Consider the following 24146-nt stretch of genomic DNA (forward strand, 5'->3'; position numbering starts at 1 on the left):
GATCTAAGCACGGCCGGCGGCTGAGAAGAGGGAAGAGGACATGACGGACTATGTATTGACGGTCTCCTGCAAGTCGACGCGCGGCGTCGTTGCGGCGATTTCGACCTATCTCGCCGAAAAGGGCTGCAACATCATCGACAGCTCGCAATTCGACGACCTCGATACCGGCAAGTTCTTCATGCGCGTCAGCTTCATCTCCGAAGAGGGCGCCACCCTTGCGGAGATCAAGGAGGGCTTCAAGCCGATCTACGAGAAGTTCGGAATGGATGCCGAAGTGCATGACGGGAGCGAGCGCCTGAAGGTGCTCTTGATGGTTTCCCGTTTCGGCCACTGTCTCAACGACCTGCTCTACCGCTGGAAGATCGGCGCCTTGCCGATCGATATCGTCGGCGTCGTCTCCAACCATTTCGATTATCAGAAGGTCGTCGTCAACCATGACATTCCCTTCCACCACATCAAGGTGACGAAGGAAAACAAGCCGCAAGCCGAGGCCCAACTGATGGATCTCGTCGAGCAGACCGGCACGGAACTTGTCGTCCTCGCCCGCTACATGCAGGTGCTGTCGGACGCCATGTGCCGGAAGATGTCCGGCCGAATCATCAACATCCACCATTCCTTCCTGCCGAGCTTCAAGGGCGCCAACCCCTACAAGCAGGCCTATGAGCGTGGCGTGAAGCTGATCGGCGCCACGGCACACTATGTGACCGCCGATCTCGACGAAGGCCCGATTATCGAGCAGGACACGGCCCGCATTACCCATGCGCAGAGCGCCGACGACTATGTCTCGATCGGCCGCGATGTCGAAAGCCAGGTGCTGGCGCGCGCCATCCATGCGCATATCCACCGCCGCGTCTTCCTCAACGGCAACCGCACCATCGTCTTCCCCGCGAGCCCGGGAAGCTATGCTTCCGAGCGTATGGGCTAGAGAGGCAGCCTGCCTCAACCCAAACTCCTGACAGCCGCAATCTTCCGTTGCCTGTCGGCAAGTGCTTGATTATCTTTCTATTAGGTAGTCGAATCATGCCGCGGAGGGGTGCCATGACGGAGGAAGCGCTTGTGGACCGCATGGCGCTGCCGCGCCCCGATGTGACGGCGTCCGAAGCCGCGGATATTCTGCTTTCCCATTACGGGCTTTCCGGCTCGCTGTCCGAACTCGGCAGCCAGCAGGACCGCAACTACCGGCTCGACACGGAAGACGGCCGCTACGTGCTGAAGATCTGCCATGCCGCCTACGAGACGGAGGAACTCAACGCGCAGAATGCGGCGATCCATCATTTGCGCGCCAAGGCGAGTGCGCCGCGTGTTCCAAACGTGATGACATCCACCGAGGGGCAGGAGATCGTTTTCGTCAACGTGCGGGAGCAGGATTATCAGGTCCGTTTGCTGGAATATCTCGAAGGCGAAGGCCTGACGCACCGCACCTATCTGGCGCCGACTTCGATCGCAGCGCTCGGCGCGCTTTGCGCGCGGCTGGCCGAGGCGCTCGCCGATTTTACCCACCCCGGTCTCGATCGCAGCCTGCAATGGGACCTGCGCCGCGCCGGGCCTGTGGCCGTGCAACTGCTTTCCTCCATCACCGACAGCGCCGCGCGCGACAGGATCGCCAAGACGATGGTCATGGCCGTGCGTCGTATCCAGCCGCTTGCGCCGTCGCTGAGGCTGCAGGCGGTTCATCATGACGTAACGGGCGACAATGTCGTCAGTCGTGCTGATGCGCATGGGCGGCCTGTTCCCGACGGAGTGATCGATTTCGGCGACATCATCCGCGGCTGGCTGGTCGGCGATCTTGCCGTGACCTGTGCCTCTCTGCTGCGTCAGGCAGATGGCGATCCCTTTTACATCCTGCCGGCGGTGAAGGCCTATCACGAGATTTATCCGCTGATCGAGGACGAGCTGAAGGCACTCTGGCCGCTTATCGTGGCGCGCGCGGTGATCCTCGTCGCCAGCGGCGAGCAGCAGATCGCGATCGATCCTGACAATGACTATGTCCGAGGAAACCTGGAGGGCGACCGGCGAATCTTCGATACGGCGATATCCGTGCCGTTCGAACTGATGGAAGCGGCCATCCTGAAAGCGGCGGGTGTCGATATTGCCGGTATCAATACGACAGATTGGCAGCCGCTCCTGCCGGAAATCGACCCTGCATCCGTTGCCTATGTCGATCTCGGCGTACGGAGCCCGCATTTTTCCGATGGCAACTGGCTGGCGACCGATATGGACTGGCGGCTTCTTGCCCGCGCGGCGGCGGAAACGGGGGCTGCGGCAACGCGTTACGGCGAATATCGCCTGTCCCGCGCCGGCTTGCACCATGCGAAAGCCCAGGCGACCTATGCCCTTCACACGGATATCTGCCTTGCAGCGGGCAGCATCGTTGCAGCACCCTTCCCCGGTAGGATCACTTGGTACGACCAGCATCTGGTCCTCACAGGCGCCGATATAAAGCTGCATATCGACGGCATCGAACTTTCAGTCGCTGATGGCAGCGAGGTCGATGCCGGTCAGCTGCTTGGCACGGTTTCCGGCGAGACGTCCTCACTCGGTGGGTTGCGCCTGCAGCTTTGCAGCATCGCCGGCTTCGAGCCGCCGCTCTTTGCGACGCCGCGGCAAGCCGCGGCGTGGTCCGCGCTCTGCCCCTCGCCTTCGGTGCTCCTCGGGCCGGATGCCGATGCACCAAAACCTGAAACGGCAGCGCTTCTCGAGCTGCGGCAGGCCCATTTCGCCAGTCCGCAGAAGAATTACTACGAGCGCCCGCCGCAGATCGAGCGCGGCTGGAAGGAGCATCTCTTCGATATCGAAGGGCGTGCCTATCTGGACATGGTCAACAATGTCACGATCCTCGGCCATGGCCATCCGCGCATGGCCGAAGCGATCGGCCAGCAATGGCTGATGCTGAATACCAATTCACGCTTCCACTATGCCGCCGTTGCAGAATTTTCGGAGAGCCTCGCGTCTCTGGCCCCTGACGGCCTGGATGCCGTGTTCCTCGTCAACAGCGGCTCGGAAGCCAACGATCTGGCGCTGCGGCTTGCCTGGGCGCATAGCGGCAAGCGTAACATGCTCTGCCTGCTGGAGGGCTATCACGGCTGGTCGGTGGCAAGCGACGCGGTCTCCACTTCGATCGCCGACAATCCGCAGGCGTTGACGACAAGGCCGGACTGGGTTCATGCCGTCGTTTCCCCCAACACCTATCGCGGCCAGTTCCGCGGGCCGGAATCGACTGCGGACTATCTCGGCAGCGTGATGCCGGTGCTGGAGGCCATCGATGCCAAGGGAGAGGGGCTCGCTGGCTTCATCGCCGAATCGGTCTATGGCAATGCCGGCGGTATTCCGCTGCCCGAAGGCTATCTGACGGAGGTCTACCGGCAGGTGCGGGAGCGCGGCGGCCTCTGCATTGCCGACGAGGTGCAGGTCGGCTACGGGCGGCTCGGCCATTATTTCTGGGGCTTCGAGCAGCAAGGCGTCGTACCCGATATCATCACCATCGCCAAGGGAATGGGCAACGGCCACCCGCTCGGCGCCGTCATCACCACGAAGGAGATCGCCGCCTCGCTGGAGAAGGAGGGTTATTTTTTCTCCTCGGCCGGCGGCAGCCCGGTCAGTTGCGTTGCCGGCATGACGGTCCTCGACGTGCTGGCCGAGGAGCGTTTGCAGGACAATGCCCGGGAGGTGGGCGATCATTTGAAGGCGCGGCTGGCGGCACTGATCGACAGCTACCCGATGGTCGGCGCCGTGCATGGCATGGGCCTTTATCTCGGCCTCGAATTCGTGCGTGACAGAGTGACGCTGGAGCCGGCGACCGGAGAGACGACGTCGATCTGCGACCGGCTCTTAGAACTCGGGGTCATCATGCAGCCGACGGGCGATCACCTGAATGTGTTGAAGATCAAGCCACCGCTCTGCCTGAGCGAACAAAGTGCTGATTTCTTCGTCGACATGCTGGAAAAGGTGCTCCGGGAAGGCTGGTAGGCGGCGGTTTTCGCCGTTAACCAATTCGGTCTTTTCGAGGCTTTCCGATTTTTAGAGAACTGCCCATTGCCGGAATCAAATGAACTTCCTATGTCTGCCTCGGCGATGACGAGAGCATCTCGAACCGTCACACGGATTGCACGAAGGCGTGATAGAATTCTTTCTGCAAACGCAAATGTGATGGAATGAAATTTTCCGGATCGTCGAGATTTTGACATGTTTCGGAATATGTTTCTCACAGGTCATCGACTATTCTCTACTAAGTTTGTAGATTATAGAGATGCTCCTTAACCGGTCCCGGGTTCTGCCGGGATCAATGCAAGTGCAACGCCAACATAAGGATCGAGACATGATTGATATCGAAATTCTCGCCAAAGTCCTTGGGCGATCTGTGCTTGGCAATGACCGTCCGGGCGCCCTCTCCCGCCCGAACTGTCGAATGTGACATTCGTCCTTCCTTTCAACGGTACCAGACAAGTCAATTCGCCATAGCCTGCGCATCCGCGCGGCAGGAGTTCTATGTATGAAAAAAGAAGTTATCGAATATGCAGGCGTCCCGGTCGGGATCGTCATTCCGGATGAAGATCGGCTGAAGTTCATCGCCGTCAAGTTCCATGTCCATGACCTCGATGAGCAGCATTTCAGCTCGCCCGCCGAGGTGAGGCTGGCCATTCACGATCTGATGACCCGCCGCCACCCGAAGCCCCTTCATGCCTGACGCAGAAGGAGGCTTCCATACTATCAGCGGATTTCCGACCGGCCCGGCAAAACGGGCCGGTCTTGTTTTTGCCCATCTTGTTTTTTGAAGGCATTTGACTTCCTATCGGCGCGCGTCCCTTCAAGACAGGAGTCCGTGCTTGTCCGATCTTCTCAATCTCCTTACCGATATCGAAGGCGTCTCCGTCGGCCATGCAACCGATCTCTCGCTTGGTTCAGGCGTCACCGCCATCATTTTCGATGAAGCGGCAGTCGCCTCCGGCAGCGTGCTCGGCGGCGCGCCAGGCGGGCGCGATACGGCGTTGCTCGACCCCTCGATGGTCGTCGATGCCGTCGACGCCTTCGTGCTGTCAGGCGGATCGGCCTTCGGTCTCGACGCGGCAGGCGGCGTGCAGGCCGGATTGCGGGAGATGGGACGCGGATTCCAAGTGGGCCCGGTGCGGATTCCGATCGTACCACAGGCGATCCTGATGGACCTGCTGAACGGCGGCGACAAGGATTGGGGCGTGCATTCGCCCTATCGGGAGATGGGATATGAGGCCGTCAAGGCGGCCCGCAAGGGCGCTTTCGGTCTCGGCACGATCGGAGCCGGCACCGGTGCGACAACCGCAACCTTCAAAGGCGGGCTCGGCTCGGCCAGTGCCGTCAGCAGCGCCGGACACCGCATAGCGGCCATCGTCGCCGTCAACGCCGTCGGCTCTGTGACAATCGGCGAAGGCCCGCATTTTTGGGCCGCACCCTTCGAGCGGAATGCAGAATTCGGCGGGCTCGGTCTGCCCAGCCTGATGGACCACAGCCTGCGGCTGAAGGGTGTGAACACGACGGCCACGACGATCGGCGCCATCGTCACCGACGCGTCGCTGATCAAGGCGGAAGCACACCGGCTTTCCGTCGCCGCCCATGATGGGCTGGCGCGCGCGGTGCTGCCTGCCCATCTGCCGCTCGACGGCGATACGATTTTTGCGGCGTCCACCGGCAAACACAAGCGCAACGACATGGCAAGCCTGATGGAATTGTGCCATCTCGCCGGGGTCGTCATGGCGCGGGCGATCGCGCGCGGCGTCTACGAGGCGACGGCGCTTCCGGTGCCGGGCGCGTTGCCGGCGTGGCGCGACCGCTATGCGGCCGCACGCTGACTGCTTAGACTATTCCGAAGATTGCCTTATGGCGGAGAACGGGTGAATGCAGATTCGGGCGCTGATGTATTTCGACGAACTGGTGCGAACCAACTCCATGCGCCAGGCGGCCGAAAACCTGAATGTCGCACCGACCGCGATCAGCCGGCAGATCGAGAATCTCGAATACCACTTCGGCGCGCCCCTGGTGGAGCGCAGCGCCCGCGGCGTGAAGCTCACGGCTGCCGGCGAGCTCTTGGCGGCTCGCGCCGGTCGCACGCTGCGTGAGCTCGATCATGTGCAGCAGCTGATCGAGGACCTGAAGGGCTTGCAGCGCGGCCGGGTCAACATCTATGCGAATGGTGCGACCGTTGCCAATCTGCTTGCGCCGGCACTGGCAGAATTCAGCCTGAAGTATCCGAAGCTGCGCTTTGCCGTGACGATCACCAGCGCACGAGCCGCAGTCGAAGCCGTCAACAGTGCCGAGGCCGATATTGCGGTGACCCTGTTTGCGCCGCCAATGTCGGGCACCAAGGTGCGGCTGCGTTCGGAGATTACCTACGATCTTATCACTTCTCCCAGCCATCCAGCGGCGGCGCGTCCGGATGTTCCCCTGAAGGAACTGGCCGATTACGCGCTGGCACTGCCGGATCAATCCTTCGGTTTCCGTCAGGCCTTCGATGCGCTCTTCGAGAAGGAAGGACTGAGCCTCGATCCGGTGTTCGTGACGAGTTCGCTCGAAATGCTGAAGGAGCTGGTTCTGAGCGGCGCAGCCGTGACGCTGCTGCCGGCACTGACCGTTCGCCGCGAGACCGAGGCCGGGCAGCTCCGCGCCATTCCGCTTGCCGGCAAGACCAGCATCCGCACCCATGTGGATCTCTGTGTGGCCCCCGACCGGCAGCTTTCCTTTGCCGCGACCAAGCTGCTCGATTTCATTGAACGCTTCATGCGCGAGCGTTCGAATCGCAAGACCGTCAGCAAAGAGTAAAGCCGCGGCTTGCATTAGTCGGAAATTGCGGTGTAGCTTTTTCGGCTACACTGAAAACACAAAATCGTCATTGTGTGTGCACTGGCGTAATGTCACTCTACTTGCAAAAGGATTCCGCCCCAGCGGAACCAGACAGGGGAACAGATGATCAAGGTTTCGCTCGCGCCATCGGCGCGTCTCATGCGGCGCATCTCCGTGGGCGCTGCCCTTTCCGCCGGCATCATGATGCTGGCACAGACGCCCGCCGAGGCCGCAAAAACCACACTCAGTCTCGGCATGAGCGTCGAGCCTGCCGGACTCGACCCGACGATCGCCGCGCCCGTCGCGATCGGCCAGGTGACTTGGCAGAACATCTTCGAAGGGTTGGTCAGCATCGACGAGACTGGCAAGGTGCAGCCGCAGCTCGCCAAGAGCTGGGAGATTTCTCCCGATGGGCTGACCTATACGTTCAAGCTGCAGACGGGGGTCAAATTCCACGATGGCGAGGCCTTTGATTCCTCTGCCGCCAAGTTTGCCCTCGACCGCGCCCGCGGCAAGGATTCCGTCAATCCGCAGAAGCGCTTCTTCGCATCGATCGCCTCCATTGACGCGCCGAATGCCGAAACGCTGGTGCTGCATCTTTCCAACCCGACCGGCAGCCTGATCTACTGGCTTGGCTGGCCGGCCTCCGTCATGGTCGGGCCGAAGTCCGCCGATAACGACAAAACGACGCCTGTCGGCACCGGGCCGTTCAAATTCTCAACCTGGGCCAAGGGCGATCATGTGGAACTCGTCAAGAATGCCGACTACTGGAACAGGGACGGCGCTGCCAAACTCGACAAGGTCACCTTCCGCTTCATCAACGATCCGCAGGCACAGGCCGCGGCACTGAAATCCGGCGATCTCGACGCCTTTCCGGAATTTGCCGCACCGGAACTGATGAGTTCCTTCGATGGCGACGCGCGTCTTGCGACCAAGGTCGGCAATACCGAACTCAAGGTCGTTGCCGGCATGAACAATGCCCGAAAGCCGTTCGACGACAAGCGCGTACGCCAGGCGCTGATGATGGCGATCGACCGCCAGACCGTCATCGATGGCGCCTGGTCCGGCCTCGGCACCACGATCGGCAGCCATTACACGCCGAACGATCCCGGCTATCAGGATATGACCGGCGTGCTGCCCTACAATGTCGAAAAGGCAAAGGCGCTGCTTGCCGAGGCCGGCTATCCCAGCGGCTTCACCTTCACGATTAAATCGCCGCAGATGGCTTATGCGCCGCGCAGCGCACAGGTGATGCAGGCGATGTTGGCCGAGATCGGCGTGACGATGAATATCGAGCCCACGGAATTTCCGGCGAAGTGGGTGAAGGATGTGATGACCGGCCGCGATTACGACATGACCATTGTCGCCCATGCCGAACCGATGGACATCGATATCTATTCGCGTGACCCCTATTACTTCAACTACAAGAACCCCGCCTTCAACGAGCTGATGAAGAAGGTGCAGGAGACGACCGATCCGGCCGAGCAGGCCAAGATCTACGGCGAAGCCCAAAAGATCCTCGCCGAGGACGTGCCGGCGCTCTACCTTTTCGTCATGCCCAAGCTCGGTGTCTGGGACAAGAAACTGAGGGGATTGTGGGAGAACGAGCCGATCCCTTCCAACGTTCTCCGCAACGTCTCCTGGGAAGAGTAGATATCCGATGCGGGCGGCGGCTGACAGGGTGATGAAGACGATATGATCGCGCTGCTTTCCCGCCGCCTCGCCGGCCTCGTCATCAGTCTCCTCGTCGTATCGCTGGTGATCTTCGCCGTCATGGATCTGCTGCCGGGCGATCCCGCTTCGATCATGCTCGGCACTTCCGCCAGTCCCGAAACGCTGGCGGCGCTGCGGCACGAGCTCGGTCTCGACCAGCCGCTCATCCTGCGCTACGGCCAATGGCTCACCGGCGTCTTCTCCGGCAATCTCGGACAATCCTATACCTACGGCGTCCCGGTCGCCGGGCTGATTGTCGAACGTCTGGCCGTGACGCTGCCGCTCGCGCTGATGGCGGTCGTGCTTTCCGTGCTGATCGCCTTGCCGCTCGGTGTGCTGGCAGCGGCGCGCCGCGGCGGTATCGTGGATGCAATCGCCACCGTCTTCTCGCAGGTGAGCATCGCCGTGCCAGCGTTCTGGGTGGCGCTGCTGCTCATCATCCTGTTTTCCACGACACTCGGGTTGATGCCGGCAGGCGGCTTTCCGGGATGGGACGCCGGGCCTCTGCCGGCATTGCAGGCGCTGGTGATGCCGGCCGTGGCGCTGGCCCTGCCGCAGGCCGGCGTGCTGACCCGCGTGGCGCGATCCGCCGTGCTCGACACGATGCATGAGGATTTCGCCCGCACGGCCGTCGCAAAGGGGCTGTCACGCAGCACAGTGCTCTGGCGGCATATCGTGCCGAACGCACTGGTGCCGATCCTGACCATCCTCGGGCTGCAGTTCACTTTTCTCGTCGCCGGCGCAGTGCTGGTCGAAAACGTCTTCAACCTTCCCGGCCTCGGGCGGCTTGCCTTTCAGGCGCTCTCCCAGCGCGACATCATTGTCATGCAGGATGTCGTGCTGTTCTTCGCGGGACTCGTCATCGTCATGAACTTCATCGTCGATCTCTCCTATCTCGCGATCGACCCGCGCATGCGAAAGGCGGCATGATGGCTCCCATCGTCTCCTCCGCCATCTTTCCACGGCGCCGAAGCTTCGGACTTAGTCGGCGAAAGAATCTTATCACCGGCATCATCGTCATCGGCGTCTTGGCCGCTATTGCCCTTTTATCGCTCTTCTGGACACCGCTGCCGCCGGCCAAGATGCAGATCATTCACAAGCTGCAGCCGCCGCTCGCCTTCGGCCTGCTCGGCACGGACCAATTCGGCCGCGACGTGCTCTCCATGCTGATGGTCGGGTGCTGGAATTCACTGTCGATCGCTGTCAGCGCGGTCGCCATCGGCGGAACGCTTGGCTCGATCGCCGGCATTTCCGCGGCTGCGATCCGCGGCCCCTACGAGACACTGCTGATGCGCGCCTGCGACGTGATCTTCGCCCTGCCGCCGATCCTTTCTGCCATGATCCTCGGCGCCTTTCTCGGGCCGGGGCGCTTTACGGCCATCACGGCAATCGCCGTCTTCATGGTGCCGGTCTTTGCACGCGTGACGCTCGCCACCTCCTTGCAGGCGTGGAGCCGCGACTATGTTCTGGCGGCGCAGGCGATCGGCAACAGCCGTTTCACGATCTCGGTCCGCCACGTGCTGCCGAACATCGTGAGCCAGATCATCGTGCATGCGGCGATCCAGCTCGGTCTTGCGATCCTGACCGAAGCCGGTCTTTCCTTCCTCGGTCTCGGCATGGCGCCGCCGGCGCCGACCTGGGGACGCATGCTGGCAGACGCCCAGACCTTCCTTTCGCTTGCTCCGTGGCTGGCAATCCTGCCCGGCCTCGCCATAGCCCTCACCGTCTTCGGCTTCAACATGCTGGGCGACGGGCTGCGCGACCTCTTCGACCCGCGCGAAGCGAGCCGCTGATGTCCTCCCAAGACAAAATGCCCGAAAGACCAGACCATGCTAGATACCGATTTCACCATCCGCGAACTCAGGCGGCGTTTTGCTGACAAAAGCCTCTCGCCGCTCGAATATTGGCTTGTCCTCGAAAAACATATCGAGGCCTGGGAACCTTCGATCGCAGCACTTTATCTCTACGATCCGCAGGCAGCGCGCAGGCAGGCGAAGGCCTCGACCGAGCGCTGGATGAAGGGCGAAACCCTCGGTCCGCTGGATGGCATTCCGGTCACGCTGAAAGAGCTGATCGCTACGAAGGGCCAGCCGGTGCCGCTCGGCACGAAGGCAGTCGAGCTGAAGCCTGCGGAAGCCGATGCGCCGGCGGCGGCTCGTCTGCGGGAGGATGGTGCAATCATCTTCGCCAAAACGACCTGCCCCGACTACGGGATGCTGTCGTCGGGGCTTTCGAGCTTCCATCACCTGAGCCGCAATCCCTGGGACATCACGCAGAACCCCGGCGGTTCGAGCGCCGGGGCTTCGGCAGCTGCCGCTGCCGGCTACGGGCCGCTGCATGTCGGTACGGATATTGGCGGCTCCGTACGACTGCCGGCGGGCTGGACGGGCGTCTTCGGCTTCAAGCCGAGCCACGGGCGCATTCCGGTCGATCCTTATTATGTCGGCCGCTGTGCGGGACCGATGACCCGCACGGTGGAGGATGCCGCCTATTCGATGGCGACCCTTTCCCGTCCCGATTGGCGCGACGGCACCAGCCTGCCGCCCAACGATTTCGACTGGATGGATCTCGATATCGATCTCAGCGGCATGCGGATCGGACTGATGCTGGATGCCGGCTGCGGCCTGGCCGTCGATGCGGACGTGAAGGTCGCGGTCGAAGATGCGGCGAAACTCTTCGAGAAGGCCGGCGCCAAGATCATTCCGGCCGGGCCGGTACTGACGCGCGCCATGCTGGACGGGCTCGACGCTTTCTGGCGCGCGCGTTTCTGGGGCGACATTGCCGGGCTGAGCGACGAACGCCGCGACAGCATCCTTCCCTATATTTACGAATGGGCGAAGGGCGGTGCCGATATCAGCGGCGTGGATGCCGTCAAAGGCTTCAATCAGACGATCGAGATGCGCAAGACCTGCGGCCGGCTGTTCACCGAGGTCGATGCAGTGCTGTCGCCGACCAATCCGATCGTCTCCTATCCGGCCGAATGGGCCTCTCCGACCAACGATCCGACGCTGCCCTTCGAACATATCGCCTTCACGGTGCCGTGGAACATGTCGGAGCAGCCGGCCTCCTCCATCAATTGCGGTTTCTCGAAGGGCATGCCGATCGGCTTGCAGATCGTCGGACCGCGCTTCGACGACATGCGAGTTCTCAGGCTCTCGAAAGCCTTCGAAGACTGGACGGGCGGCGTGAAAGACTGGCCGAAGCCGCCATCGGCCTGACGATCGCAGGCAGCGTCAGAACGAGCGGCGATAGCCGGTCGGCTGCTCGTAGAGCCAGCCGATGCGCTTGACGGCGGCCTCGAAATTCTCGCGCGCGACGGTCATCGTATGGCCGTTGGCATGGATGATGGTCTCGGGATCTTCGAAAATGGCGACATGCCCCTTCCAGAAGACCAAGTCGCCCCGGCGCGCATCCGAGCGCTCGATCGGTTCACCGAGGCCAGTCGCCTGCATGTCGGTATCGCGCGGCGCGCTTCTCCCGGTCATCTGCAGGGCAAGCTGGACGAGGCCAGAGCAATCGATGCCGAGGCCGGAGCGCCCGCCCCAGAGATAGGGAGTCTCCAAAAAGCGGGCGGCGATATCGACATAGTCCTGACCGTCCAGCGCTCCAAGCGGCTGCAGATGCTTGGAGAAGATCGCGGTGCCATCATCGAGCACCAGATAGTGATTGCCGCGCGCTTCCGCTTCGCCGGCAATATGGACCCGGCTGCCCATCGACAGCACTGTCTTATACGGCTTGCGCAATTCCGGTTCCGGATAGAGAAAAGTGCGCTGCGGGACGACGATGTGGGTCGGAGCCGCAGCCGCTTCTGCAATTGCGTCCTCGGGCAGGTAGCCGACATAGCCATCGGATGCGGCCTTGACCCAGCACCAGCCGTCGGCGCGATCGAATATCGTGACATCCTCGCCATAAAGCAGTTCCGTATCGATGCCGCGGGCAAAATCCGGTTGAGAGCGCAAGGGGACGACCGGGATGCAGATACGGGCCGGCGTGCCGCTCACAAAGCGCGTCGCTTCGACCTTGCCCTCAAGGCCGGCTTCCGCGAGATCCGGGCGATAGGCGTGGAGGCGGCGGTCGAGCATCGTCATGACATTCCTTTCAGTCGGGGGCCCTTCAGTCGGGGCCTTTCAGTCCGGGGGCTTTCAGACCGGAAGCTTACGGCCCTGCTCGCGCACGAGGTCGCCGAGCTTTTCGAGATAAAGCGCGCCGCCGACGGTGCGCTTAATGATGACGTTGCGCCGGTCGTCATCGTCGCGAACGCGATCGACGAGGCCCATTTCCCCCATCGTATCCAGCGCCCGGGTAATGACCGGCTTCGTCACGTTCAGCGTCGCGGCCAGTCCGCGCACGGTATGCGGCGGCGGCACCAGATAGATATGCAGCAGGATCGCCATCTGGCGCAACGTCAAATCTCTGTTGTCGTGACGGACCTGGTCGAGCGCCACGCCGTGCCAGAGGCCAAGCGCCTGCGAGGCGGTCAGTTCAATCGGCACGGCCCCCTCCGGAAATCGTTACGCTGACGTTTTCATTTTCCGTAGTTACGGCGCGCAAGCAAGAGGCGGCACGGAATGCCGCCTCGCAAGGTGAATAAAATTCTAACGATCGCTCAGCGGGTACTGTGGCGGATATGGTGGTAGAGCGCACGGATCGCCTGCGCCTCGCCGCCGCCCGGCGAGTGTGCACGTTCGTTCGGCGCCCAGCCGTAGATATCGAAATGCGCCCAGCTTTTCGCCTTGCCGACGAAGCGCTTCAGGAAGAGTGCTGCGGTGATGGCGCCTGCCATGCCGCCAGCCGGAGCGTTGGTGATATCGGCGAACTTGGCGCGGATGTCCTTTTCGTAGCCGGGGTAAAGCGGCAGCCGCCAGAGCGGATCGTCCGTCTCGAGGCTCGCCTCCGCCAAGTCGTGGGCAAGGTTGGCGTCATCGGTGAAGAAGGGCGGCAGATCGGGGCCGAGAGCGACGCGGGCGGCACCCGTCAGGGTCGCCATGTCGATCAGCAGATCCGGCTCTTCTTCGTCGGCATAGGCGAGCGCATCGGCCAGGATCAGGCGGCCTTCGGCATCGGTATTGTCGATCTGGACCGTCAGCCCCTTGCGGCTCTTGTAGATGTCGCCGGGGCGGAAAGCATTCGACGAGATGGAGTTTTCGACGACGGGGACGATGACGCGCAGATCCACCTTCAGCTTGGCATCCATGATCATGAGCGCCAGGCCCATGACATTTGCAGCACCTCCCATGTCCTTCTTCATCAACAGCATGGAGGAAGCCGGCTTGATGTCGAGGCCGCCTGTATCGAAGCAGACGCCCTTGCCGACCAGTGTAACCTTGCGGTGGCCCTTCTTGCCCCAGCGCAGTTCCAGCAGGCGCGGCGCATCGGCACTGGCGCGGCCGACCGTGTGCACCAGCGGGAAGTTCTCCTTGAGCAGGTCGTCGCCAATGATGACAGACATCTCTGCCTTGTAGTGGGCGGCGAGATCACGGAAAGCGGCTTCGAGCTGTTCCGGTCCCATATCGTTGGTCGGCGTGTTGATGAGGTCGCGAGCGAGGAAAACGCCGGCGAGCTGGCGCTTGATCTCGCTGCCGTCAGCATCGCGCGGGATCATCAGCGTCGCGGCGGGGGATTTTTCAGACTTGTAACGGTCGAAGCGGTAGCTGCCGAGGCCGAAGCCGAGCGCCAGGCGATTGGCTGTCAGCGGGGCAGTCTCAATGTGCCAGTCGCCGGCCGGAAGCGTGCGGGCGAGCTTGCCGGTGATGTAGGGCTGTTCCGACGGATTGGTGCCGAGACCGAAGAGCGCGCCGCCGAGGTGACCCTCAGCCGTCGGGATCAGAAGCAGCGAACCGCTCTCCGCCTTGTAGCCGGCTTTGCGCGCCCAATCCAAGGCGATCGGATCGATCGTTCCGGTCTCGATATGGGCGGGCGTGACAGCGAAGATCGGCAGCGTCGACCCGCCCTTGGTGTTGAAAGGCGTCGGTCGCTCGATGAACTGGAAGGGGGCCATGTTTGTCCTTAGAGGCGGGGCAGAATCACTTCTTAACGGTCTGTTAGGGTTAACAGACTATTGCTGGAGTGAAGATTGCGTCAAAACCTTTCCCTGTTCCGCTTTGAGGTCAGGCGCTGATTTCATTCAGGAACGCGCAATGCCCGTCTCGGCCTCTACCCCTTTTAAGAAGCGTGTTTTTCAGGGAACCGCGGCTCTTCTCGCCATGCTCGCCCTCAGCGGCTGCTCGACGACATCCAAGGACCGGATGACGACCGGTTCGATCCCGAAATTCGACAGGCCGGTCGAGCAGATGGATGCCGGCGAATTGCGGGCTGCCATCGACCGCGTCGGCCAAGCCTATGAGAAGAACCCGCGCGATCCCGTCAACGGCGTAAAGTATGCCAACCTGCTGCGCATGAACGGACGCGATGCGCAAGCGCTTGCCGTCATGCAGCAGGTGGCGATCGCCAACCCCGGCGACCGAAACGTGCTTGCCGCCTACGGCAAGGCGCAGGCCGCCGCGGGGCAACTTCAGCAGGCACTGAATACGATCGGCAGGGCACAGACGCCCGATCGACCCGACTGGCGGCTGATCTCCGCGGAAGGCGCAATCCTCGATCAGATGGGCAAGCCGAACGATGCACGCCAGCGTTACCGCGATGCGCTCGATATTCAGCCGAACGAGCCATCGGTCCTTTCCAACCTCGGCATGTCCTATCTTCTGACGGGCGATCTGCGCACGGCGGAAACCTATCTTCGCTCGGCGGCAAGCCAGCCTTCCGCCGACAGCCGCGTGCGCCAGAACCTCGCTCTCGTCGTCGGTCTGCAGGGTCGTTTTCCCGAGGCCGAGCAGATTGCGCGGCGTGAGCTTTCGCCGCAACAGGCCGATGCCAACGTCGCCTATTTGCGCGGCATGCTTTCCCAACAGAATTCCTGGCAGAAGCTGGCGGCAAAAGACGCGACGCCATCTATCGCCGGCAATACCAACTGAGTTATTTGCCGTTCAATCCGGACAGGATGAGACGAAGGCCGAGACCAGCCATGACCGCGCCTGCGGCCCTGTCGATCCAGACCTTGGCGGCAATATAAACCTTGCGTGGACGCCGAGCCGAAAAAGCGAGCGCGACAATCGCGTACCATCCCGCCTCCACCAGGAAGACGCCGACCGGCAATGCCAGCAAAAGCTCTGTCGGCACGGTCTTGGGAAGCAGCGCCGCAAAGATGCTGGCATAGACAACGATCGCCTTCGGATTGCTCAACTGCGTCAGCAGAGCAGCGGTAAAACTGCGCGCCGGCATGCTCTTACCGGCGACATCGCCCGACAGTGCAAGCGGCTCGCTCGCGCCCTTCCAAATCGCCAAGGCGATATAAATCAGGTAGGCGCCGCCTGCGATCTTCAACACCAGATAGAGCCACTCGAATTGCGAGAGCAGCGCCGTCAAGCCGGCAAGCGCGAGAATAGCGAAGGTCACGCCTCCCATGCCCATGCCGAGTGCCGCGGCAAGCCCGTCAAAGCGAGAGCGGGAAATCGCGATCCGCGAGACGACGACGAAACTCGGACCGGGACTCATGGCGCCGATCGTCAAAGCGCTGATGATGCTGATAAAGATGCCGAGAGAAGACATGGCAAAGCCCCGTTTTTACGTCGATCGAAGATTGGCCACTTGAACGGCAGGAAGTCCGTGCTTCCCGATGGCGGCCCATCTCATTCGCCAGTTACGCGGGCTGCACGCTAACCGGATTCCTCAACAGCGGCAAGCGTCAGAACCTGTCGGCGACCTGGATGCCGGCGGGGCCGAGAATGACGGCGACCAGGACCGGCAGGAAGAAGAGGATCATCGGCACGGTCAGCTTGGGCGGCAGGGCGGCGGCCTTCTTTTCCGCGTCGTTCATGCGTTCGTCGCGGCCTTCCTGTGCAAGCACGCGCAGTGCTGTCGCAACCGGCGTGCCGTAACGGTCTGCCTGAATGAGCGCCTGGGTGACAGAGCGGACGAGATCGATCTGGGTGCGGGCTGCGAGGTTGTCGAGCGCGACGCGGCGATCCGGCAGGAAGGAAAGCTCTGCAGTCGTCAGCACCATCTCTTCGGCAAGCGGCGGCGATTGTTCGCCGAGCTCTTCGGAGACGCGGCGCATGGCCGCTTCGATGGAAATGCCCGATTCCACGCAGATCAGCATCATGTCCAGCGCGTCCGGCCAGGCGCGCTTGATGGACAACTGACGCTTGCCCATACGGTTGGAGATATAGATGTTCGGTGCATAGAAGCCGATATAGGCGATGCCGATGACGATGAAGATCCGTATCGGCAGGCCCTTGTCGACAAGGTTGCCGAGGCCGAACATCCAGAATGCGGCAACGGCCAGGAAGAGAAACGGCAGAAGAAAGCGCGCGACGAGGAAGGTGTTCAACGCGTTTTCGGAGCGAAAACCAGCGGCGCGCAGCTTGTTCATCGTGTTGTCGTCGACGAGTGCCTTGCGCAGGTTGAAACGCTCGACGATCTGGCGGACAGGCCTGCTGTTCTGGTTTCTAAGCGTGGCCCTGCTGCCGGTATCGGCATTCAGGCGGGCGCGCTCGCGGGCGCGAATTTGCTCGCGCTCGGTCGAGACTGCCTTCATGCGCTTGTTGAGGTCGCCGCGCTCAAAAAAAGGAACGGCAAGCGTATAGAAGGTGGCGAAGACGGCGATGGCGACGAGCACCGCCACGATGGTGGCAGGATCTGTCAATGTTGCGGCGAGTTCCTGCGACATGTTGCGTTGCTCCCGCTAGATATCGAAGTTGATCATGTTGCGCATCACGAAGATGCCGATCGACATCCAGACCGCGGAAAAGCCCATGATGAAATGGCCGCGCGGATCGGTGAACAGGATCATCATATATTGCGGCGACGTCAGGTAAACGAGCGTGGCGACGATGAATGGAAGGGCGCCAATGATGACGGCAGATGCCTTGGCTTCCATCGACAGTGCCTTGACTTTGGCCTTCATCTTCTTGCGGTCGCGCAGCACTTTGGAAAGGTTGCCGATCGCTTCAGACAGGTTGCCGCCGGCCTGCGACTGGATGGCGATGACGATCGCGAAGAAATTGACTTCCTGCAGCGGCATCTGATTGGTCATTCGGGCACAGGCTTCGGGTATGCTGAGACCGACCTGCTGCGATTCGACGATACGGCGGAATTCGCTCTTGACCGGCTCGACCCCTTCGGTCGCAACGAGGCGGATCGCATCGTTCAGCGGGAGGCCGGAACGGATGGAGCGGACGATGACGTCGAGCGCATTCGGAAATTCCTCGAGGAACTTGTTTTGGCGGCGCGAGACGAGGAAGCCGAGCACCCAGCGTGGCAGACCAAGGCCTGCGGCCAGGGGAATACCCAGCACAAACGGCAGCGATGCGCCGGCGATGAGAAGCAAGACCAGCAGCATGAATGCAAAGAGCGCGCTGAAAAGATAGAAGCGGGCGGGCGTGATCGGCAGTCCGGCCTGCGCCAGGCGGGATTTCAGCGATAATGTCTTCTTGGTCTTCTCGTGCTGCCGCTTTTCGAGATCCTTCAGGCTGTCCTGCACCGATTTGCGGCGCTTCGACAGTTCCTGCACACGGTCGCGAGCAGCCTTGACCTTGGTGCGATCGACTTCCGCCGACTTTACGCGGTTGATGCGGCTTGCCGATTTCTTGTCGCGCTCGATACGCGAGAACAACAGGGCATAGCTTGCCGCGGCCGCCGCAACGGCTGCGAGAACGATAATTGCCAGCACTGTCGGATCGATGCCGAACATCTCAATCCTTCGTTTTCGATTCCATCTCGTCGAGCGCGGCGGCGAGGCGTTTTTCTTCGTTGTAATAGCGGGCGCGATCCCAGAAATGCGGCTTGCCGATACCTGTCGACATGTGACGGCCAATCAGGCGGCCGCTCGCGTCCTCGCCTTCGATCTCGTAACGCATCAGGTCCTGAGTGATGATGACGTCACCTTCCATGCCGACCACCTCGGTGATCTGGGTGATGCGGCGCGAACCGTCGCGCAGGCGCTGCGCCTGAATGATGACGTCGATCGAGGAGGCGATGATCTCGCGCACGGTCTTGGCCGGCAAGCTGAAGCCACCCATGGCGATCATGGATTCCATACGGCTCAGGCATTCACGGGGGTTGTTGGCGTGGATCGTGCCCATGGAGCCGTCGTGGCCGGTATTCATGGCTTGCAGGAGGTCGAAAACCTCCGGTCCGCGCACTTCGCCGACGATGATCCGTTCGGGACGCATGCGCAGGCAGTTCTTGACGAGGTCGCGCATGGTGATCTCGCCCTCGCCTTCAATGTTCGGCGGGCGTGTTTCGAGGCGCACGACATGCGGCTGCTGGAGCTGCAGTTCGGCCGTATCTTCGCAGGTGATGACGCGTTCGTCGCGGTCGATATAGTTCGTCAGGCAGTTCAGAAGCGTCGTTTTTCCCGAGCCCGTACCGCCGGAGATGATGATGTTGCAGCGGACGCGGCCGATGATCTGCAGCACCGTCGCCCCTTCCGGCGTGATGGCGCCGAAGCGCACGAGCTGATCGAGCGTCAGCTTGTCCTTCTTGAATTTTCGGATGGTGAGCGCCGGGCCATCGATGGCAAGCGGCGGCGCGATGACGTTGACGCGCGAGCCGTCGGGCAGGCGCGCGTCGCAGATCGGGCTTGATTCGTCGACACGGCGGCCGACCTGGCTGACGATGCGCTGGCAGATCGACAGAAGCTGCGAATTGTCGCGAAAGCGGATTTCGGATTCGATCGTCTTGCCGCCGACTTCGATGAAGGTCTGGCCGGCACCGTTGACCATGATATCGGCAATGTCGTCGCGCGCCAAAAGCGGCTCGAGCGGACCATAGCCCAAGACGTCGTTGCAGATATCCTCGAGCAGTTCCTCCTGCTCGGAGATCGACATCGCGAAATTCTTGATGGTGATGATATCGTTGACGATATCGCGGATTTCCTCACGCGCGCTTTCGCCGTCCAGCTTGGACAGCTGCGAGAGGTCGATCGTATCGATCAGCGCGGAAAAGACCTGCGCCTTGGTATCGTAATATTCGTCCGTGCGGGCGGGGCGCTTGCGCTGCGGCGTCTGCATCGGCGGCGGCACCTGGCGGACAGGCTCGCGCGAAGGCTCGACAAGCACCGCGGGACCGGATGAGGCGGGTGCAACGGCAGCCGGCATCGGCGGCGCAGGGGCGGCGATACCGCCGGCACCGGCCTTTCCGAAACCTTCATTTCCGCGTTTTCCGAACATCGATCCGTTCCAATTCTACTCGTTCACTTGCGTTTCAGAAGGCCGAGAAGGCCGCCCTTCCTGGGTTTCCTGATCGCCACGCGGCCGGTAACAATGTGCGATATCTGCGAAAATGTCTCCGATGTCGGAGACTTCGGATCGACCTCGGAAATCATCCGCCCACTGTTGGCGGCGTTGCCGAAGAGGCCGATATCGAAGGGAATGATGGCAATCGGTTCGACTTCCAGCGGCTCGCAGAAATCGGATACCGAGATCTCCGGCCGCTTCGGCATGCCGACCTGATTGAGAATGAGATGCGGTACCTTGTCGTTCGGGCGCATCTTGCGCAGCGCATCGAGCATGTTCTTGGCGTTGCGCAGGTTGGCGAGATCGGGAACCGCGCAAATAACCACTTCGTCGGCATTCGACAGCACCGAACGGGTCCAGTCCGACCAGGCATGCGGAACGTCGAGCACCGTTACGGGCGCGCTGCGCTGCAGTACATCCATCACCGGCTGGAAAGCGTGACCCTCGAAATCATAGGCTCGGTCGAGAAGCGACGGGGCGGCCAGCAGCGAAAGATGCTCGGAGCATTTGGTCAGCAGGCGGTCGAGGAAGACTTCGTCAAGCCGCTCCGGCGCAAAGACGGCCTCGGCGATGCCCTGGGCCGGATCCTGATCGAAGTCGATATTCGCCGTGCCGTAGGGCAGGTCGAGATCGGCAAGGATCGTTTCGGTCGAGAAGAGGTTCGAGATGCCGAAGGCGCAATTGTGCGCGACGGTCGATGCGCCGACCCCGCCCTTGGCGCCGATAAAGGCGATGCTGCGGCCGAGCGGCTCGGCCTCGGGATCGACGAAGATCGCCGCCATTGCGCCCATGATATCGGGCATGGCGACGGGTTGGACGATGTATTCGGAAATGCCGTTGCGGATCAGATCGCGGTAGAGACCGATATCGTTGTGGTAGCCGACGATGACGACCTTGGTCGAGGGATCGCAGACGGCAGCGAGCGGAGCCAATTCGGCGAGCAGATTGGCCGGGCTCGCCCGGGTTTCAAGGATAATCAGGTTCGGCGTCGGTGCGCCTGAGAACATGTTCGCAGCAGCAGCCGTGCCGCCGCTGGTGATGCGCAGACTGACTTTCGACATGCGCCGGTCGTTGGCGCAGCGCTCCATCACCCGCTGCAGTTCTTCGCTTTCGCAGAAGGCATGAACGGAGATGCGCGGCAGCGGCCGCATGTTTTCCAGCTCGCCCATGCGCATCGCCTCTTCGGCGTGGCGGAGTTCGCTGGTATTCTTGATCTCGTAGTCGACGGTGCTCATCGTTCCATTCCGTCTGATCAGAAACCGGTCTGGCCGGAATCGATTTCCTCGATCGTGGACGTCGTCGTCCGGTATTCCTTGATCGCCTCGTTGCGCCGCTCCGCATCGATCGGGGTCATGCCGCGTGGAGCGACGAAATCTTCCGGATTGGCGACCTGGGCGGCGAGGTTGTTCTGCGAGGCGCAGCCGAAATTGTAGTAATTCTGGTTCGTGAAGTCGGCCGAGATATCCTTCGGCCACTGACCGCACCGGGTCGTTACCGCCGTCATGCCGGTGAAGCTCAGGCGTATCGGCGCGGCATCCAGAAGCCCGGTCGCCGCGTAAGTCGTGTTGATGATCTTGTTGCTGGCGATGCCGCGCGAAGCAAGTTCGGCGCGAACCTGGCTGCGCAGGGCGCGGGCCGCTCCTGCATTTGCCGAACCCTCAGGGGACAGGATATAGACCGGGCCGGAGGCACGCGACACGTAATTGGTTGCAAAGCCACGGATAAGCTCGCGCTGGGCGATCGTCAGGCGGCGATCCGTAGAGGCGACGGGAATATCTACCGTCTGCTCGGTTTCCGCGACGACGATGGGATGGCGCTCCCGGTAATCATCAGGAATACCGCCGGTCGTCAGTTGATCGCGAGGGCCGGCGCAGCCGGAAAGAATTGCAACGGCGAGTGATGCGGCCACGAGCAGGGGCTTTGCGGTGCGGGACCGCGGATTCGAATGGGCCATCGCCTGATCTCTGTTCGTTTTCATCGGTTCAGACCGTGCCCCGCTCATTTGTAGATAAACCCGATGGAACCGTGGAACTGCGCATCGGCGACCGGCGCCTCGCGGCTGCCGTAAACCTTGTTGACGCGGTTCATGAAGAAGGCGGAGGCATCGTTTTCCGGGCTGAAATTGTCATCCGGCCGATTAAGCTGATTGCGCGCCACCGGACGCACCAGATAGGGCGTCGCGATGATGACGAGTTCCGTTTCCTGGCGCTCGACCCCCTTCTGGCGGAACAGCGTGCCGAGGAGCGGGATCTTCGAGACACCAGGCGTGCCGTTCATCGTCTGGGAGATGTTGTCGCGGATGAGGCCGGCCAGTGCGATCGATCCACCGGAGGGAAGCTCGACCGAGGTTTCGGCGGAGCGGCGTTGATAGGTCGGCGACGAACCCGATACCGACGGCGCCGGCTCCGAGACATTGGTCTTGATCTCGAGGGCGATGCGGCCGGACGAAAGGACCACCGGCTTGAAGGCCAGATTGATACCGTAATTATAGGGAACGACGGTGACGTTGCCCTGGTTGTCCGTCGTCGAGTACAGAACCTGGCCGCCGGAATTGAAGGTTGCGGCCTGGCCGGAGATCGCAGTCAATGTCGGTTCGGCCAGCGTGCGGACGACCTTGCCCTGTTCCAGTGCATTCAGATAGGTCGAAATATCGTATTTACCGATCGAGTTCTTGAAGAGCGCGGCAAGCCCGCCGCCGACGACGGATGTGGCGCTATCGGCCGATGGGCTGCCGAGTTGGGCGACCGTCATGCCGGAGGAATTGGTGACGAGATTGTCGAAGCCGAGCTGTTTCAGGATTTCACGACGAACCTCGGCGATCGTGACCTTGAGCGTGACCTGGTCTTCGCCCTGGATCTGCAGGAGGTTGACGACCTGGGACTCCTGACGGCCTTCTGCAAACAGCGCGACCGCATTGTCTCCACCGCTGCCGGAAATGCTTCTTTCGCGCGTCGTGGCCTCGCCGCCTTTCAGGAATGCCTTGGCGAGCGATGCTGCCTGGGTCGCATCCTGTGGCGTGCGAACAGTGCCGGTCAGTATGATATTGTCGGAAACGATCTCAACCTTGATGGCGGAGTCCGGGATGAAGCGGCGCAGATTGGCCTCGAGACCGGAGACGTCGCGCTCGACCTCGACATCGAGGCTGACGACCTCTTCGCCGCTGGCACCGAAGACGAAGATGTTGGTCTGCCCGACCTTCTTGCCGAACAAATATATGCGCCGCGAGGTGCGGGTCACGGCATCGGCCATGATCGGATCGGAAACGAGAATATCGTGTGCGTCTTCAGGCAGATCGACGACGACGGCCTTGTTGAGACCGAGCTTCACGCGACGATGCGCTCCGGGGCCGCTTTGCGATATGCGGATGAGGCTTTCCGACGCGGCATTGGCCCGCTCGATGCCCGAGGATTCGATGAAGGAGAGCGGCGTGATGCCGGCGGCAGCCATTGCCAGGGAAAGGCAGCCGGTCAGGAAAAGCCTGGTGCGCTGTTTTGAGTTGCCCATCTGCATTTCCCTTACTCCGGCTTCACTGAGCCGGTGGCATCCGTGACGATGGAGCCGGACTTGATGACCTGGACGATTGCACTGCCGTTATCGCCGCTCAGCAGATAGTCTGCCGCGCTGGTGTCCTGTTCCTGCGCATCGGCGACGGAGCGCAAGGCGAGCGAGAGGCGATCGGCCATCTGCTGGGCGACGGCCATGACCTTGGTCTGGTCGGGGGTCAGCTCCAGCGTTGCGGTCGTGCCGACTGCCGTCTTGGTGCCGTCTTCCTTTTCCTCGATCTGCTGGTCGATGGCGAGGACGCGGATATTGCTGAGCACCGTTTCGGTTATGTATTTGTCCGTGTTCTGCCCTTTGCGCACCATGATGACGTCGACGCGGTCATTGGGGAGGATGAAGCCGCCGGCGCCGGTCGCCACGGAGATTTCCGTCGCGACGGCGCGCTTGCCGGCAGGCAGCAGCGAGGACAGGATACGGCTGTTGGAGTCGGCGACCTTTTCCGGACGGATCGGCTCTCCTTCGAAGACCGGAAGGCGCACGACCGCGCCCTGCAGATCCTTGATCGCGTCCGGCCGGTCGGTCTCGGTGATGAAACCCTGGACGAGGCCGCTTTGCGGCCAAGGCATCCAGTGCACTGCCTTCTCATCCAGCCGCGCGCCAACCGGAAGATTGGCGCTGGAGACCAGCACGTTGACGGTCGGCTCCTTTTCGATAACGGATTGGACTCTCGTCACCACCCCGCCACTACCGGCCATGTTCATCGCGAGAACACCGGCAAGGCCGGCTGCCACCACGGCGACAGCTAGAATAATAAGGCGGGCCGGTTTCATT

General features: G+C 61.8%; 21 protein-coding genes. 10 read left to right on the forward strand and 11 right to left on the reverse strand.

The window, feature by feature from the left end; all coding sequences use genetic code 11:
- Positions 1-40 precede the first annotated feature (40 nt).
- The 9 genes from purU to JNB85_RS06850 all read left to right on the forward strand — a co-directional run bounded on the left by purU (position 41) and on the right by JNB85_RS06850 (position 11738).
- Positions 41-925, forward strand: a complete 885-nt coding sequence (gene purU, locus JNB85_RS06810; protein WP_183823552.1) for a formyltetrahydrofolate deformylase — start codon at positions 41-43, stop codon at positions 923-925.
- A gap of 113 nt (positions 926-1038) precedes the next feature.
- Positions 1039-3966, forward strand: coding sequence for an aminotransferase (locus tag JNB85_RS06815; protein WP_220333588.1), 2928 nt, complete (start codon positions 1039-1041; stop codon positions 3964-3966).
- A 523-nt stretch (positions 3967-4489) separates the two neighbouring features.
- Entirely contained in the window at positions 4490-4684 is a 195-nt protein-coding gene (locus JNB85_RS06820; RefSeq protein WP_220333589.1) for a hypothetical protein, read from the forward strand.
- Positions 4685-4823: 139 nt separating this feature from the next.
- On the forward strand, positions 4824-5819 hold the full coding sequence (locus JNB85_RS06825) for a P1 family peptidase (RefSeq protein WP_220333590.1): 996 nt from the start codon (positions 4824-4826) through the stop codon (positions 5817-5819).
- A 46-nt stretch (positions 5820-5865) separates the two neighbouring features.
- The gene (locus JNB85_RS06830) at positions 5866-6786 is read left to right on the forward strand and encodes a LysR family transcriptional regulator (protein ID WP_220333591.1); all 921 of its coding nucleotides are present in this window, start codon (positions 5866-5868) and stop codon (positions 6784-6786) included.
- Between the two features lie 144 nt (positions 6787-6930).
- Positions 6931-8460 carry an ABC transporter substrate-binding protein gene (locus tag JNB85_RS06835; protein ID WP_220333592.1) on the forward strand — a complete coding sequence of 510 codons (1530 nt, stop codon included), beginning with the start codon at positions 6931-6933 and terminating at the stop codon, positions 8458-8460.
- A gap of 42 nt (positions 8461-8502) precedes the next feature.
- Positions 8503-9450, forward strand: a complete 948-nt coding sequence (locus JNB85_RS06840; RefSeq protein WP_220333593.1) for an ABC transporter permease — start codon at positions 8503-8505, stop codon at positions 9448-9450.
- Positions 9450-10313, forward strand: a complete 864-nt coding sequence (locus tag JNB85_RS06845; RefSeq protein WP_220333741.1) for an ABC transporter permease — start codon at positions 9450-9452, stop codon at positions 10311-10313. Before JNB85_RS06840 ends, JNB85_RS06845 begins: the two co-directional genes overlap by 1 nt.
- Before the next feature lie 36 nt (positions 10314-10349).
- Positions 10350-11738, forward strand: a complete 1389-nt coding sequence (locus tag JNB85_RS06850) for an amidase (RefSeq protein WP_220333594.1) — start codon at positions 10350-10352, stop codon at positions 11736-11738.
- Between the two features lie 15 nt (positions 11739-11753).
- Here the strand turns inward: JNB85_RS06850 and JNB85_RS06855 are convergent, their stop codons facing one another.
- From JNB85_RS06855 to JNB85_RS06865, 3 genes are all read right to left on the reverse strand, one after another.
- Positions 11754-12608, reverse strand: coding sequence for a C40 family peptidase (locus JNB85_RS06855; protein WP_220333595.1), 855 nt, complete (start codon positions 12606-12608; stop codon positions 11754-11756).
- Between the two features lie 54 nt (positions 12609-12662).
- Positions 12663-13013: a MarR family transcriptional regulator gene (locus tag JNB85_RS06860; protein WP_183745749.1), complete on the reverse strand. Its 351-nt coding sequence runs from the start codon at positions 13011-13013 to the stop codon at positions 12663-12665.
- A 113-nt stretch (positions 13014-13126) separates the two neighbouring features.
- The gene (locus JNB85_RS06865) at positions 13127-14518 is read right to left on the reverse strand and encodes a leucyl aminopeptidase family protein (RefSeq protein ID WP_220333596.1); all 1392 of its coding nucleotides are present in this window, start codon (positions 14516-14518) and stop codon (positions 13127-13129) included.
- 139 nt (positions 14519-14657) lie between these two features.
- Between JNB85_RS06865 and JNB85_RS06870 the strand changes: the two genes are divergently transcribed.
- Positions 14658-15491 carry a tetratricopeptide repeat protein gene (locus JNB85_RS06870; protein ID WP_220333597.1) on the forward strand — a complete coding sequence of 278 codons (834 nt, stop codon included), beginning with the start codon at positions 14658-14660 and terminating at the stop codon, positions 15489-15491.
- A 1-nt stretch (position 15492) separates the two neighbouring features.
- Here JNB85_RS06870 and JNB85_RS06875 read toward each other — a convergent pair whose 3' ends face one another.
- The 8 genes from JNB85_RS06875 to cpaB form a co-directional block, all read right to left on the reverse strand.
- The gene (locus tag JNB85_RS06875; RefSeq protein WP_220333598.1) at positions 15493-16125 is read right to left on the reverse strand and encodes a LysE family translocator; all 633 of its coding nucleotides are present in this window, start codon (positions 16123-16125) and stop codon (positions 15493-15495) included.
- 136 nt (positions 16126-16261) lie between these two features.
- The gene (locus JNB85_RS06880; RefSeq protein WP_220333599.1) at positions 16262-17245 is read right to left on the reverse strand and encodes a type II secretion system F family protein; all 984 of its coding nucleotides are present in this window, start codon (positions 17243-17245) and stop codon (positions 16262-16264) included.
- 15 nt (positions 17246-17260) lie between these two features.
- Positions 17261-18268: a type II secretion system F family protein gene (locus tag JNB85_RS06885; protein ID WP_220333600.1), complete on the reverse strand. Its 1008-nt coding sequence runs from the start codon at positions 18266-18268 to the stop codon at positions 17261-17263.
- Position 18269: 1 nt separating this feature from the next.
- Positions 18270-19748 carry a TadA family conjugal transfer-associated ATPase gene (locus JNB85_RS06890; RefSeq protein ID WP_220333601.1) on the reverse strand — a complete coding sequence of 493 codons (1479 nt, stop codon included), beginning with the start codon at positions 19746-19748 and terminating at the stop codon, positions 18270-18272.
- Positions 19749-19771: 23 nt separating this feature from the next.
- Entirely contained in the window at positions 19772-21049 is a 1278-nt protein-coding gene (locus tag JNB85_RS06895; protein WP_220333602.1) for a CpaE/TadZ family protein, read from the reverse strand.
- A gap of 17 nt (positions 21050-21066) precedes the next feature.
- Entirely contained in the window at positions 21067-21816 is a 750-nt protein-coding gene (locus JNB85_RS06900) for a CpaD family pilus assembly protein (RefSeq protein WP_220333603.1), read from the reverse strand.
- Positions 21813-23324 (reverse strand): type II and III secretion system protein family protein, encoded by a 1512-nt coding sequence (locus JNB85_RS06905; protein WP_420852256.1) that lies wholly within the window; start codon positions 23322-23324, stop codon positions 21813-21815. The genes JNB85_RS06900 and JNB85_RS06905 overlap by 4 nt, the downstream gene beginning before the upstream one ends.
- A 5-nt stretch (positions 23325-23329) precedes the next feature.
- Entirely contained in the window at positions 23330-24145 is an 816-nt protein-coding gene (gene cpaB / locus JNB85_RS06910; protein ID WP_220333605.1) for a Flp pilus assembly protein CpaB, read from the reverse strand.
- Position 24146 lies beyond the last annotated feature (1 nt).

The organism is Rhizobium mesosinicum (assembly GCF_019511345.1).
Lineage (GTDB): Bacteria > Pseudomonadota > Alphaproteobacteria > Rhizobiales > Rhizobiaceae > Rhizobium > Rhizobium mesosinicum.

Coding starts and splice junctions, on each gene's coding strand:
- JNB85_RS06865 (WP_220333596.1), bottom strand. CDS start 14,518: ATGGCCCCCTTCCAGTTCATCGAGCGACCGACGCCTTTCAACACCAAG.
- cpaB (WP_220333605.1), bottom strand. CDS start 24,145: ATGAAACCGGCCCGCCTTATTATTCTAGCTGTCGCCGTGGTGGCAGCC.
- JNB85_RS06905 (WP_420852256.1), bottom strand. CDS start 23,324: ATGCAGATGGGCAACTCAAAACAGCGCACCAGGCTTTTCCTGACCGGC.
- JNB85_RS06835 (WP_220333592.1), top strand. CDS start 6,931: ATGATCAAGGTTTCGCTCGCGCCATCGGCGCGTCTCATGCGGCGCATC.
- JNB85_RS06895 (WP_220333602.1), bottom strand. CDS start 21,049: ATGAGCACCGTCGACTACGAGATCAAGAATACCAGCGAACTCCGCCAC.
- JNB85_RS06820 (WP_220333589.1), top strand. CDS start 4,490: ATGAAAAAAGAAGTTATCGAATATGCAGGCGTCCCGGTCGGGATCGTC.
- JNB85_RS06890 (WP_220333601.1), bottom strand. CDS start 19,748: ATGTTCGGAAAACGCGGAAATGAAGGTTTCGGAAAGGCCGGTGCCGGC.
- JNB85_RS06875 (WP_220333598.1), bottom strand. CDS start 16,125: ATGTCTTCTCTCGGCATCTTTATCAGCATCATCAGCGCTTTGACGATC.
- JNB85_RS06870 (WP_220333597.1), top strand. CDS start 14,658: ATGCCCGTCTCGGCCTCTACCCCTTTTAAGAAGCGTGTTTTTCAGGGA.
- purU (WP_183823552.1), top strand. CDS start 41: ATGACGGACTATGTATTGACGGTCTCCTGCAAGTCGACGCGCGGCGTC.
- JNB85_RS06855 (WP_220333595.1), bottom strand. CDS start 12,608: ATGACGATGCTCGACCGCCGCCTCCACGCCTATCGCCCGGATCTCGCG.
- JNB85_RS06815 (WP_220333588.1), top strand. CDS start 1,039: ATGACGGAGGAAGCGCTTGTGGACCGCATGGCGCTGCCGCGCCCCGAT.
- JNB85_RS06900 (WP_220333603.1), bottom strand. CDS start 21,816: ATGAGCGGGGCACGGTCTGAACCGATGAAAACGAACAGAGATCAGGCG.
- JNB85_RS06885 (WP_220333600.1), bottom strand. CDS start 18,268: ATGTTCGGCATCGATCCGACAGTGCTGGCAATTATCGTTCTCGCAGCC.
- JNB85_RS06845 (WP_220333741.1), top strand. CDS start 9,450: ATGGCTCCCATCGTCTCCTCCGCCATCTTTCCACGGCGCCGAAGCTTC.
- JNB85_RS06850 (WP_220333594.1), top strand. CDS start 10,350: ATGCTAGATACCGATTTCACCATCCGCGAACTCAGGCGGCGTTTTGCT.
- JNB85_RS06830 (WP_220333591.1), top strand. CDS start 5,866: ATGCAGATTCGGGCGCTGATGTATTTCGACGAACTGGTGCGAACCAAC.
- JNB85_RS06840 (WP_220333593.1), top strand. CDS start 8,503: ATGATCGCGCTGCTTTCCCGCCGCCTCGCCGGCCTCGTCATCAGTCTC.
- JNB85_RS06880 (WP_220333599.1), bottom strand. CDS start 17,245: ATGTCGCAGGAACTCGCCGCAACATTGACAGATCCTGCCACCATCGTG.